Source organism: Parashewanella hymeniacidonis (genome assembly GCF_016900895.1).
Taxonomy (GTDB): domain Bacteria; phylum Pseudomonadota; class Gammaproteobacteria; order Enterobacterales; family Shewanellaceae; genus Parashewanella; species Parashewanella hymeniacidonis.
Genome location: NZ_JAFEUN010000048.1, coordinates 21,504 through 33,664 on the forward strand (window position 1 = coordinate 21,504; position 12,161 = coordinate 33,664).

Sequence of the window (12,161 nt, forward strand, 5' to 3'; positions counted from 1 at the left end):
GTGATTTAGCTTGAATTATCATCGAAAAATGTGGATTTTGTTTTGATCATTATTTTCATCCATGAAATGTTATTAAGAACTTGTAGCCTTAAGGCATTCAAATAAGTTAGCATGTTTTTTGAACAAATCAATCATAAAATAACCAAATTTTAAGTTTACAGGTAGAAGCTATGAAGCGAGTTGCAGTATTACTGAGTGGTTGTGGTGTTTTCGATGGAACTGAAGTTCATGAAGGCGTATTGACGTTATTAGCCATTGCACAGGCTGGAGCTGAATATGAATGTTTTGCACCAAACGAAGACCAAATGCATGTAGTGAATCACTTGACTGGTGAAGTTGAAGAATCTCAACAACGAAACGTTCTCATTGAATCTGCCCGGATTGCTCGTGGAGAGATCTGCGACGTAAGTAAGATTGATGTCGATCAGTTTGATGCTTTGATTGTTCCTGGGGGGTTTGGTGTCGCAAAAAATTTAAGTGATTATGCGGTAAGCGGTGCTGATTGCGAAGTGAAGCCACAAGTGATTGAAGCTGTGGATAAATTTAAAGTGGCCAGTAAGCCCGTTGGGTTTATGTGTATTGCGCCAATTATGATCCCAAGAATATATGGTCCTAAAGCGAAAGCAACGATCGGTAATGACGAAGATACCGCATTTGCATTCAATTGTATGGGTGGTCAGCATGAATCAACGGCGGTTGATAATATTGTCATTGATGAAGAAAATAAAATTGTGAGTACACCAGCTTATATGCTGGCGAACTCAATTATAGAAGCGAATGCAGGGATCAGTAAGTTAGTGAATAAAGTGATTGAAATGATTTAGACACTATCCTTGGCTGGACGTCGACAGTCTACCCAACCTTGAATTAAGCCCACGACAAAACCAGCTAAGTGAGCACCATTACCAATCGGTAAAGGTAATAAACCACTCAAACCTAAAATGATCCAAGCAACGGAAACGATGATTAATGCTGGCGGCATAATCAAACCATAGTCTGGACGTTTTCGGCTGACAACCCAAACGTAGGCCAATAACGCATAAACTACACCTGATAGGCCTCCAAAATTTGGGCCTGACATCCAGTATTGCACAGCATTAGGTAGAATTCCTCCCGCAATGATCAGTGTTAAGAGTGGCGTAATGCCGATTCGTTTTTCGACTTTTCCACCGAAATACCACCACCAGAGCAAGTTAGACAAGATGTGACTGAGTGAGAAATGGATAAAAATTGGGGTGATTAAGCGCCAAACTTGACTCGAACTGTCGGTACTCGTGGCACCATAAAACGATAAACTCTCATAAAGCTGCTGCCCAAAGCCTACCTTCATTAAAGTAAAAATAGCCACACAAATAATGAAAATAGACAATGAAAACGGGCCACTTTCGGCTAAAAATTGCCTCACTAAAGGTGTGCTTGACGAACCGTAATTGAACCGAGTGTTGGTATCACCGACTTCCCATGAAGATTGAGTATATTTAGAATGGAATGGCTGCTGCATAAAAGCGTCAAATTCACTTTGGACTTCATTGATCATATTCTCGTCTGCAATGAATATCTCTACACCAGATTCAAGCGCATTAAGATGGCACTCTACATTGTGTAGTTTCATATAATCATAAAAGGTTTGAGCAACTCTTTCATTTGGGCAAAGTCCAATTAAATGCATAGGCTATCCACACTGTTGATGTTGAGAAAACGATTAATTGATTTGTTAATCGCTACTTTTAACCAAGTCGGTCCATGATCCGTCATATCATTATGGCGGGATTTTTCAATTGTCACCACACAAGCCCGGTATCGTTCAAGTTCCTTTGCTGTATATAGCACATTAGGATCAGCAGGAAAGTCAGCCCCTCTTATTGATAATACCCTAATGTTTTTTAGTCTAGGTAAAGGAACACGACGATGATCCAAAGTGATCAAGGCATGAACGTGCTTAGAAATATTTCGAATATACCAAGCACTAATATCACCACCATTTGAATGGCCGACCAGAGTCAAATGCTCAAAGTTGAGCTCAGGATACGAAGAGGTTAGCGTATTAATGACGTAACGGATGTTTTCAGCCCCTCGTTGCCAATTCTCTGCACGTGTTTTTAGGTAAGGTTGTGTGATTGATAATGGTGGATCGGTTTCTCGTTGGTGTTGAACGGTTACCACCGCAAACTGGTTATTCAACAGTGTATCAGTAATGAATTGGTATTCTGTGTGCAATACACCATACCCTGAGCTTACGATTGCAACGTGACAAGGTGATGATGTTTTACATTTGTTCTTCTCTGGCAATGTAATTGTAATCGAAATTGGACGTTGCCTCTTTGCATCAAAAAGAACCTGTTGTGTCGCTTGTGAGAAGAAGGAAAACAGTAGGAAAATGAGTATAAAAAAGGAACGTGGAATTACCATGGCTATTTAAATTTTTATCCATAAATGAAAGCAGTGTAACGGATTTATTCTCAAGTTCTATAATTTTCATCATGATTGACACCAAAGAAAAATGAGCACAATGTCAAAAACTTCTCCTGCAACAAATCCGATACTGATACTCAGTTCAACCAGTATAGCAGCTTGGCTATCTTACAAATGGTCAATGCCTTCTCCATACATGTGTATTATTACTTGTTATATTTTGACCAATATCTATGCCCATGAAATTTACTTAAAAACTACGGAGCGCATCACTGGAGCTCTGCTCGGTATCTTCATTTTAAATTTGATTGTGAGCATAGGAAGTAACTTTATTCTGATACAGCAGGCATTGTTTCTGATAGCAATTTAAAGCTGTTTCTATTTGTATTTGATTCGTTTTCGTCCATATGCAATGCTCATTTGTTCGATTGTTCTTGCATTTACGATGGCTGCTGAATTGAATTCATCTGCCAGTTTTGCGCTCTCGTTGGGGGAGAGCTGGACTTTGGATGTCCTACTAGGCAGTGCCATTGCGGTTTCGACGAACCTTTTAGTGAAAAGCGGGAAAGACATTGGCAGAGTCGCTCCGATTGACAATGTTCGGTTTGAGATCGAATTATTGACAACATTATTAAAACAGGAAAGCTCGTTACGAGAATCATTAATCTGGGATGGTAAAGCCTTAGTTAAATCGATTCGAATCATATTAATATTTTTTGTGGTCGTTATAGTGAATCAGTTTACCGAACTGCAATCTTTGACGGTGCAGGCACTGATTGGTGCCGCAGTTGTTTCTATACAGCTGACTTTTGAGCACAGCCATACTAAATTTTTCCATCGAGTCTTTGGTGCCAGTTTAGGCGTGCTTTTTTCGTTATCGACATTACAAGCGATTCATTATTATCAATTGCAGATTAACTGGGTGTGGATACTTGAAGGTTGGTTGTGCATTTATTTGTTGTTGATGTGGTGGCAGCCCTCCAGGAAATATCTCTTTTTTCAGGCTGGATTAGTGACCATAATGTTGTTGACGGGTGTCAGTGGCGCACATGTCCAATCAATCGATATTGCCTGGCAAAGAACCTTAGGCAATGTGGAAGGGGGCATTATTAGCTTAATCAGTATTGTGCTAAGCGACCGTTTATTTAAGTTTAACGAGGATCCTGATGGATGATCACTTCGGCATATTTAAATTCTGCAGAAATGTTTTTCTCTACTTGGTCAGCAATATCATGCGCTTCCCTTAAGCTTAAGTCTCCATCAAGTTCAAGGTGCATTTGTACAAACACCGTTTTACCTGATTGGCGAGTGCGTAGGTCATGAAAGCCTTCTACTTTAGGATGCTCAGTAGCAATTTTGACAATTCGCTGTTGGGCTTGTTCGCCTAAATCTCTGTCCATGAGCTCATGGATTGAGTGGTAACCTAAGTTAAGACTTTGCCAACCAAGATAAAGAGCTATCAGAATTGCAAACAAGCCATCTGCCCACCAAAAACCATATTGAGCAAGATATAAAGCAATCAAAACCGCTGCATTAAGCATAATGTCGCTGGTGTAGTGAACAGAATCGGCTTTAATCACTTTACTGTTCGTGTGCTTGAGTGCCTTTCGCTGCAGCAGTACTAATCCCAGGGTAAGAATAATGGCGAAGATACTGGTCCATATGCCAATCGTGGTATTGGTTACTCCAGAAGGTCCAGTCAGACGTTCTCCACCATAAAAGAGTAACAAAAACGCCGTACCTAATATAAATGCAGATTGTGCTAAAGAAGCTAATGGTTCTGCTTTCCCATGACCAAACTTATGATCATCATCGGCAGGTGTAATGGCATAACGCAGTGCAATAAAGTTAATGACAGAAGCACCTGCATCAGCGAATGAATCAGCAAGTGAAGCTAACATACTGGCACTGCCAGAATAGAGCCAAGCAAATAATTTAGCGATGATCAGAATCAGAGCCACAATCACTGAAGCTCGGCTGGCGAGTTTTACCCAAAAATCATAATTTGAAGAATGGTGCATGGCATAAAACTAAGGTAGTTACATTATTGATAATAGTAAACAAAGGCCTTAGTTTATGCCAATAAAGCGTGAATAATTAACGCTTATTTTTGAAGTTGGTCTTTAACTCTTCAGCTTTAGCTTGCTGTTCAGACGTTAACAGTTGATAAAGATCGTGTTGTAACTTGATACGAGCGACAGCCTTATCAAGGCGTTTATCGCTGTTTTGAGAAACCAAGTCTTTTGCTGCTTGTTCATCAAAGTTATCCGCTTTGACTAAAGCTAGAACCTTATCAAAATGCGCTCGGCGATCATCTACGGATGCACGGCTATTCTTCATGTCTTGTTTATAGGTCTTTACTAAGCTTTTTGCTTGCTGCTTCTGCTCATCGGTAAGATCAAGTTTTCGCATCATTTTCATCATTGGTACTTTATGGCTTCCTCTATGATGATCGTGGCCTTGACCTGCGAGTACCGTTGGTGTAATGCTTGTGGCGCCAACTGCGATCATTAATGCCGTTAATTTAGCTTTAGTTGAAGTTTTCATATCGTGCTCCTTTCATTAGTCTGGCAATAAGCTTACAGAGCTGAACGTAAGGTTGACTTGGTGTTAAGTAAAAGTATGTAAATGTCTGATTATCAATTTAAAGCTATTGTTAAAATGCTACTATCAATAATACGTTCAAACCGATTTATGCATTCAACAAGAAGAGGTCGCTATGAATAAAATATTGCTGATTGATGATGATCATGGTTTAGCTGATTTACTCGCTCAATTGCTAGAGTTAGAAGGGTTTGAACTGACACTGGCTTATGATGGTCAGCAAGGTCTAGATAAAGCGTTAGCTGGGAACTATGATCTCATTCTGTTGGATGTGATGTTACCTAAGATGAATGGTTTTGATTTGCTCAAACAACTGAGGCTTAAGAAACAAACCCCAGTGCTGATGTTAACAGCAAGAGGCGATGAAATTGATCGAGTGGTGGGTTTAGAGATTGGTGCAGATGATTATTTACCAAAACCATTCAATGACAGAGAGTTGGTAGCAAGAGTTAGAGCGATATTACGTCGCAGTTTAATTACCGCCGCCGGCGAAACCGCATTATCAGATGAAACGACATCATACGAAGACTTAACTCTGGATCCTCGTCGGCAAGAAGCTTATTGCAATGAGCAACTGCTCGAACTTACAGGAAGTGAGTTTTCACTCTTATATGAGCTAGTTGAAAACACAGGTGAAATGGTCAGTAAAGAAGCACTCAGCGAAAAAGTGTTGGGTAAGAAGCTTATGCCCTTTGATCGCAGTTTAGATATGCATTTATCCAATTTAAGAAAAAAGCTACCAGAAAGAAAAGATCAACGTCCACGAGTGAAAACTGTACGTGGTAAAGGATACATTTGGTTGCCTTAAATTGAATTAAATTAAAGAGGTCGCTTGCAGATGCCGAATCGAATATTCATCAAATTGCTCTTAGGTTTTTGGTTGTGCAGTTCTATTACGTTGGGCGCCGTGGCCTTATTGCCATTGTTACAAGAACAACACGATAGAGCACCTTTACCGGATCACTTGCAGCGAATCTTAAAAAAAACCAGTAAACGTATTCAAAAACAGCCACTACTACTGACTAAAAAACAATTTCATGGATGGCAAAAAGTCCGAGACTATGAAGGCCAGTCTCTTAAGCTGTACCTCGTAGATGGTGAAGGCAACATTTTAAATTACATTAGAAACAGTCGTTTACTCAGACATTTTATGTTTTTGGTGGAAGAAGAGGGGCAGCCGTTAAAGCACCAATTTCGCAAGCAGTTATTTTTTGGTCCATACACATTCTTGCTCAATGGCAGCGAATACAGCTTATATGGGCAAGTTGAGAATCGTCACCCTAAGCCATGGTTTTTGTATTTTGCAGACAACAAATTGTCCATTTTATTGATTGCCATAATACTCTCTGGCCTGTTATGCAGCTTGTTGGCTTGGCACTTAGGTAAGCCGTTAAAACAGTTAAAACAAAGCGCAGATAAATTGGCACAAGGTGACTTAAGTAACCGTGTGATTCAAAAAACAGCTGATCGAGGTGATGAAGTCGGTCAGCTTGCTCGTGCTTTTAATGGAATGGCGAACGCAATTGAAGAGATGTTAAACCAGCAGCAACAACTGATAGGTAATGTCTCTCATGAACTGCGAACGCCACTCACTCGTCTGCAGTTGGCATTAGCTCTGGCGAGAAAAAAAGGGCAACAAAGCAGTGAGATAGAACGTATTGGCTACGAAGCTGAACAGCTTGAAGAATTAATTGAAGAGCTATTAACACTCTCAAGAGCCACCATCAGTCAATCCCGTTTAAGGCAACAAACCATTATTATCGATGTACTTCAGCAAGTGATTGATGATGCTGATTTTGAGGCAGAACAGCAAGGAAAGCTACTGTTCGCAAATACCGATATTGAAGATTTACAAATGTTCATCTATCCAACTTTGTTATCGCGTGCCGTAGAAAATGTGCTACGAAATGCGGTTAGATATGCTGAAAATAAAGTATCAATTACCGTAACTAAATCTAACCAAAATCTTTTCATTCAAATTTATGATGATGGCCCTGGTATTGAAGAAAAAGAGCTCAATGCCATTTTTGAGCCGTTTTATCGACCAGATAGTGCCAGAGATAGATCAACAGGAGGCTGGGGTTTGGGCTTAGCCATTACGGCTGCGGCGATAAAAGCTCATCATGGCCAAATTGCGGCAAAAAATATTGAGCCGCATGGTTTAGAGATCAACATATCCTTGCCAATCAATGGCATTGCAGATCAGTAGAATGGTGTCGGGTCAACATCCAATGAACTTGGCGAGATCCCTCGCTCAATATTGAGATCGCTTTTCAGTAAATCGACATTCTCTACTTGGACATAACGTTTGTAAGTCAATGAGTAGAAGCACTTGACGACAGGATGGAGCACATTTCGATTTTTTGCTTCCCAAACGATACCGACTCGCCCATCGGAGAGTTCAACAAGTGAGCCAACAGGATAAACGCCAATACAGCGAATAAAATCATAAACCAGTTCTTTATCTAAATGGAATTGTGTCAGTTTTAGCAGTATTTTAAAAGCCGCAGCAGGGCTCATTGCTTCTTTATAACAACGGGTTGCTGTTAGCGCATCGTAAATATCAACAATACAACTCATGCGACCGTGCATTGGAATTTGCTCAGCATTCAAGCCTCTTGGATAGCCGTTACCGTCCAGTTTTTCATGATGCATTAAACAGACATCTTGAGTAATTTGAGAAAGACCAGGTGTTTGAGCCACGATATCAATAGCATGAGTTTGGTGGCTTTTCATTTCGGCAAACTCTGCATCAGTCAATTTGCCAGGTTTGTGCAGGATGGCATCATCAATATAAATTTTACCAATATCATGCAATAACCCACCAACAGCAAGTTGCTTGAGAGTGTCTCGATTAAGCTTTAAGAAGCGACCGAAAGTGACCAACAAGAAGGCAACGTTAATGGAATGTTCCAATAAATAGGCGTCTTTTGTTCTTAATGCGGCGATACATTGCATGGCATCGGAATCTGTGATCATTGATTCGATCATTTTATCTGCCAACACTTCGAAAGGTGCAACTTCAATGGCCTTTCCTTCGAAGGTTTCGGCAAGTACCTTTTTGATCAATCCCTTTGCTTCACCGATTAATTCTTTGGCATTATCGTGCTTTTGTTCACGTGAAAATAGTGAAGCGTTTGCTGATGTATTGGGATCGATATCTGTAGATGTATGAGCTGCAGGCTTTGGGGTTGGCAAACCGCAATTCGAAGCTGAGCGTTCAGCATCAACCCACACAAACTTGATTTTGTGTTGCCTTAATTTATGAATATCACCAAGGTTTCTAATTTGACCGGCATTAGAAATCACAATCTTACTGCTGGTGGTTTCAATTTTAGTGATGAACATTCCTATGTTCAGCTTAGCAACAGGTAACTTGAATACCTGTGCAGCGACTTGTGACTGCTCATTCACAGCAGACAACCTCCAATGATGGGATTAAATCCATTATACCGAATGAAATGTTACCACCTTTTTATGTGTAGAACGTCGTTAAAACAGCTGTTTGGTTAACATATGAGCAAAAAATGAAGTTATTAATCAAAAGTATTAAGGCCATCTCTAAAATAAATAGTTAATGATTTGTTAATTATTCATGCGGAAAATATACAAATTAGATTCATTAAGACGTTACATCGACGCTTTCAACGTCGAAACTCCTTCGTTATTCATGAACATGAACCACGCAAACATTGTGATGTTCATAGCATTAATTAAGACTGGTATTACCAGTTTGTTCAATATCTGATATTATTGAGTTTTGCTTAAAATTTGGTCGATTCATGTATAAAGTCACTATTAAAGCTGTAACGTCACTCAAAGACTTCAATACTCAATATTTAGATGAGTTAAATAAACAAATTCCTGAATTAGACACAGGGATATCTCTTACAGAGATTGAACGACGCATCGCAGATAAACCATTTTTGTTGTTGCTGGCTTTTGTTGAAGGTGATATTGCAGGATACAAACTCGGTTATGAGATAGACGAAAAAAGTTTTTATAGTTGGGTTGGTGGTGTAGCACAAGATTTTCGTAAAATTGGGGTTGCAGAAACTTTACTTATTGCTCAGGAAAACTGGGTAAAAGAACAAAGCTATCAAATTCTTAAAGTTAAGACACAGAACCGCTACAACGGTATGTTGTCGATGTTGATAAAGCATCAGTATCAGATTTTAAACGTGAATAACGAGAGTCAAGATTACTCTGAATACAAGATGTTACTGGCCAAAAGCGTCGTATAAAACATACTTATCCATCGCTTTCATTTTTTACATAATCTTGTAGAGTAGAGGTAAGCTGTAAGTTTCTTTCACAAGTTCGGAGAAGTTATGGAACCAAATTCGGTTGATATGTATTCATCGTTGCGTTCAAACGTAAGCAATCTAGGGCAAATCCTAGGTGAGACGATGAAGGCTCATCTCGGTCAAGAGTTTCTTGACAAGGTTGAGCAAATCAGAGTGCTCGCAAAGCAATCACGCCAAGGTGATGATAATGCTAAAAAACACGTACTCGAATTATTGACCGATTTACCTGATGAAGAACTCATTCCTTTCGCAAAAGCATTTAACCAGTTTTTAAACCTAGCGAATATGGCTGAGCAATTCCATTCAATCAGTCGTGATTGTGATGAAAAAGTGTGTGCACCAGATCCGATGGAACAGGTTTTCCATAAGATAAAAAATCAAGTGACTGATGCGAAATCCGATTTCATTGATTGTTTAAAGGAAATGGAAATCGATTTAGTACTAACGGCGCATCCAACTGAGATTTCTCGTCGTACCTTGATTCAGAAATATGCAGCTGTCGTAGACTGTCTTGCAGAACAAGAAAACCCAAAATTATCTGAAATTGAACAACGTAAAGTAACTTTGAGATTGAGAGAGTTAATTGCGCAAATTTGGCATACCAACGAAATTCGCAGCCAGCGTCCAACACCGATTGATGAAGCGCAATGGGGGCTGACGACCATTGAAACTTCCTTATGGCAAGCAATGCCAGAGTTCTTTAGGCAATTAAACGATCAACTCGAGCATCATTTTGGTGAGCAACTACCGATCGATATTGCGCCTATTCGTTTTTCAAGTTGGATGGGGGGAGACAGAGACGGTAACCCTTTTGTGACCGCTAAGGTCACCAAAGAAGTTTTAGTGCGGAACCGTAAGGCCGCTGCAGAGCTTTATATCGAAGATATTAATGAGCTAGTTGGTGAGTTGTCGATGGAGCAAGCCAATCAAGAGCTGCAAGATTATGTTGAGGGTAAACCAGAACCCTATCGATTTGTATTAAGAAATCTCAGATCTAAGCTTGAAGAAACGATCGGTTATCTTGATGCCAGATTAGAAGGGCACCAGCCAGATCTTGATAAGCACACTTTGATATGGCAAGTGGACGATCTCAGAAAACCATTGATGATGCTGTATAACAGTTTGTGTGAAAACAGTATGCGAATCGTTGCGAACGGTAAGTTGTTGGATATCTTACGACGTATCGCTTGTTTTGGCGTTAACATGCTGAAACTTGATATTCGACAAGATTCCGCTCGTCACACCCAAGTGGTTGAGGAGATCGTAAGTTATCTCAACCTAGGAGATTACCAGTCATGGACTGAAGAGGAAAAACAAGCGTTTTTACTGCAAGAGCTGCAAAGTAAACGGCCGCTGATCCCATCAAATTGGCAACCATCTGCCGACGTTCAGGAAGTGATCGATACTGCTCATCTCGTAGCACAACAGCCGAAAGAAGCCTTGGGATCATATGTTATCTCAATGGCAAGTAATCCGTCAGATGTCCTATCAGTATTATTGTTATTGAAAGAGTCTTGTTGCCCACATCAAATGCGAATCGTACCACTGTTTGAAACTCTGGATGATTTGAATGGAGCCGCAGATTGTATTGGTCGTTTACTCGCAATTGATTGGTATAAAGGTTACACCCAAGGTTTACAAGAGGTCATGATTGGCTATTCTGACTCTGCAAAAGATGCTGGAGCCATGGCTGCTGCTTGGGCACAGTATCAAGCACAAGAAGAGTTGGTTGATGTGTGTGAAAAAGCAGAGATTAAACTGACGCTATTCCATGGTCGCGGTGGCTCTATCGGACGTGGTGGTGGTCCATCTCATCAAGCTATTTTGTCTCAACCGCCAGGCTCAGTAGATGGTCGTATTCGCGTAACTGAGCAAGGCGAGATGATACGCTTCAAGTTTGGTTTACCAAAACAAGCGTGTAAGAGTTTAGGCTTATACACATCAGCAGTCATTGAAGCAACATTGTTACCACCACCGGCTCCCAAGCCGAGCTGGCGTGCTGCAATGGACAAGCTGTCTAAAATCTCAGTGAAAACGTATCGCGACTTTGTTCGTGGTGAGCCTGATTTTGTGAAGTATTTCAGAAGTGCGACGCCAGAAGTCGAGCTTGGTAAATTACCCCTCGGGAGTCGGCCAGCGAAACGCCGTGTAGATGGCGGTATTGAAAGCTTACGTGCCATTCCTTGGATTTTTGCTTGGTCACAGAATCGTTTGATGCTGCCGGCGTGGTTAGGTGCTGGTGAAGCACTGAGGAAGCTGATGGACGATGGCGACTTGCCTATTTTGAAAGAAATGCAGTGGGAATGGCCATTTTTTACAACGCGACTGTCAATGTTAGAAATGGTTTATGCTAAGGCCGAGCCAGATATTTCCAAATACTATGAAACCTATTTAGTGGATAAATCATTACATCATTTAGGTGACAAATTACGGGAACGTTTGTATAACGGCCGTGATACGTTACTCGAGATCAGCGGATCAGATACGCTGATGTCGATGACACCATGGAGTCGAGAGTCGATCAATTTACGTAACCCATACATTGATCCTCTGCACTTTTTACAAGTAGAAATGTTATCTCGTACTCGCAAAAATGAGCATTCTTCAGTAGATTTAGAATTAGCATTAATGCTGTCGATTGCAGGTGTTGCCGCAGGCATGCGCAATACGGGATAGAAGTGAGAGATAATTTGAAAAAGGCGCAACTTAAATTGCGCCTTTTTTGTTTGCCCAGCGAAGCTGGCAAACCCGACAGGTTGAAAGAAACCTGTATCGCCCCGACTGAGGGGAAGATAATCCGAATGGCAAGGGCGTTGTTGGCTAACGGCAGGGTCTGAA

11 protein-coding genes are annotated in these 12,161 nt (G+C 40.6%); 6 read left to right on the top strand and 5 right to left on the bottom strand.

What is annotated here, in order from left to right; translation table 11 throughout:
- Positions 1–170: 170 nt before the first annotated feature.
- Positions 171–824: an isoprenoid biosynthesis glyoxalase ElbB gene (gene elbB, locus JQC92_RS11145; protein ID WP_204999724.1), complete on the top strand. Its 654-nt coding sequence runs from the start codon at positions 171–173 to the stop codon at positions 822–824.
- Here the strand turns inward: elbB and glpG are convergent.
- Positions 821–1,669, bottom strand: a complete 849-nt coding sequence (glpG, locus tag JQC92_RS11150) for a rhomboid family intramembrane serine protease GlpG (protein ID WP_204999725.1) — start codon at positions 1,667–1,669, stop codon at positions 821–823. The two genes, elbB and glpG, sit on opposite strands and share 4 nt — an antisense overlap.
- The gene (locus JQC92_RS11155) at positions 1,660–2,217 is read right to left on the bottom strand and encodes an alpha/beta hydrolase (protein WP_204999726.1); all 558 of its coding nucleotides are present in this window, start codon (positions 2,215–2,217) and stop codon (positions 1,660–1,662) included. Before JQC92_RS11155 ends, glpG begins: the two co-directional genes overlap by 10 nt.
- A 640-nt stretch (positions 2,218–2,857) precedes the next feature.
- Between JQC92_RS11155 and JQC92_RS11160 the strand changes: the two genes are divergently transcribed.
- Positions 2,858–3,586: an FUSC family protein gene (locus JQC92_RS11160; RefSeq protein ID WP_204999727.1), complete on the top strand. Its 729-nt coding sequence runs from the start codon at positions 2,858–2,860 to the stop codon at positions 3,584–3,586.
- Here JQC92_RS11160 and fieF read toward each other — a convergent pair.
- Both fieF and JQC92_RS11170 read right to left on the bottom strand, forming a co-directional pair.
- Positions 3,564–4,433: a cation efflux pump FieF gene (gene fieF, locus JQC92_RS11165; protein ID WP_204999728.1), complete on the bottom strand. Its 870-nt coding sequence runs from the start codon at positions 4,431–4,433 to the stop codon at positions 3,564–3,566. The genes JQC92_RS11160 and fieF overlap by 23 nt on opposite strands.
- A gap of 76 nt (positions 4,434–4,509) precedes the next feature.
- The gene (locus JQC92_RS11170) at positions 4,510–4,959 is read right to left on the bottom strand and encodes a Spy/CpxP family protein refolding chaperone (protein ID WP_204999729.1); all 450 of its coding nucleotides are present in this window, start codon (positions 4,957–4,959) and stop codon (positions 4,510–4,512) included.
- 172 nt (positions 4,960–5,131) lie between these two features.
- Here JQC92_RS11170 and JQC92_RS11175 point away from each other — a divergent pair, with 172 nt between their 5' ends.
- Both JQC92_RS11175 and JQC92_RS11180 read left to right on the top strand, forming a co-directional pair.
- A complete protein-coding gene (locus tag JQC92_RS11175) occupies positions 5,132–5,824 on the top strand; it encodes a response regulator (protein WP_204999730.1) in 693 nt (230 codons plus the stop codon).
- 30 nt (positions 5,825–5,854) lie between these two features.
- Positions 5,855–7,225 carry an ATP-binding protein gene (locus JQC92_RS11180; protein WP_204999731.1) on the top strand — a complete coding sequence of 457 codons (1,371 nt, stop codon included), beginning with the start codon at positions 5,855–5,857 and terminating at the stop codon, positions 7,223–7,225.
- Here the strand turns inward: JQC92_RS11180 and JQC92_RS11185 are convergent.
- Positions 7,219–8,430 carry a cyclic di-GMP phosphodiesterase gene (locus JQC92_RS11185; RefSeq protein WP_338049507.1) on the bottom strand — a complete coding sequence of 404 codons (1,212 nt, stop codon included), beginning with the start codon at positions 8,428–8,430 and terminating at the stop codon, positions 7,219–7,221. The two genes, JQC92_RS11180 and JQC92_RS11185, sit on opposite strands and share 7 nt — an antisense overlap.
- A 368-nt stretch (positions 8,431–8,798) precedes the next feature.
- Between JQC92_RS11185 and JQC92_RS11190 the strand changes: the two genes are divergently transcribed.
- Positions 8,799–9,260, top strand: a complete 462-nt coding sequence (locus JQC92_RS11190; RefSeq protein ID WP_204999732.1) for a GNAT family N-acetyltransferase — start codon at positions 8,799–8,801, stop codon at positions 9,258–9,260.
- An 87-nt stretch (positions 9,261–9,347) separates the two neighbouring features.
- Entirely contained in the window at positions 9,348–11,999 is a 2,652-nt protein-coding gene (ppc, locus tag JQC92_RS11195) for a phosphoenolpyruvate carboxylase (protein WP_204999733.1), read from the top strand.
- The last annotated feature ends 162 nt before the right edge of the window (positions 12,000–12,161 follow it).

Coding starts and splice junctions, on each gene's coding strand:
- elbB (WP_204999724.1), top strand. CDS start 171: ATGAAGCGAGTTGCAGTATTACTGAGTGGTTGTGGTGTTTTCGATGGA.
- glpG (WP_204999725.1), bottom strand. CDS start 1,669: ATGCATTTAATTGGACTTTGCCCAAATGAAAGAGTTGCTCAAACCTTT.
- JQC92_RS11160 (WP_204999727.1), top strand. CDS start 2,858: ATGGCTGCTGAATTGAATTCATCTGCCAGTTTTGCGCTCTCGTTGGGG.
- fieF (WP_204999728.1), bottom strand. CDS start 4,433: ATGCACCATTCTTCAAATTATGATTTTTGGGTAAAACTCGCCAGCCGA.
- JQC92_RS11170 (WP_204999729.1), bottom strand. CDS start 4,959: ATGAAAACTTCAACTAAAGCTAAATTAACGGCATTAATGATCGCAGTT.
- JQC92_RS11175 (WP_204999730.1), top strand. CDS start 5,132: ATGAATAAAATATTGCTGATTGATGATGATCATGGTTTAGCTGATTTA.
- JQC92_RS11180 (WP_204999731.1), top strand. CDS start 5,855: ATGCCGAATCGAATATTCATCAAATTGCTCTTAGGTTTTTGGTTGTGC.
- JQC92_RS11190 (WP_204999732.1), top strand. CDS start 8,799: ATGTATAAAGTCACTATTAAAGCTGTAACGTCACTCAAAGACTTCAAT.
- ppc (WP_204999733.1), top strand. CDS start 9,348: ATGGAACCAAATTCGGTTGATATGTATTCATCGTTGCGTTCAAACGTA.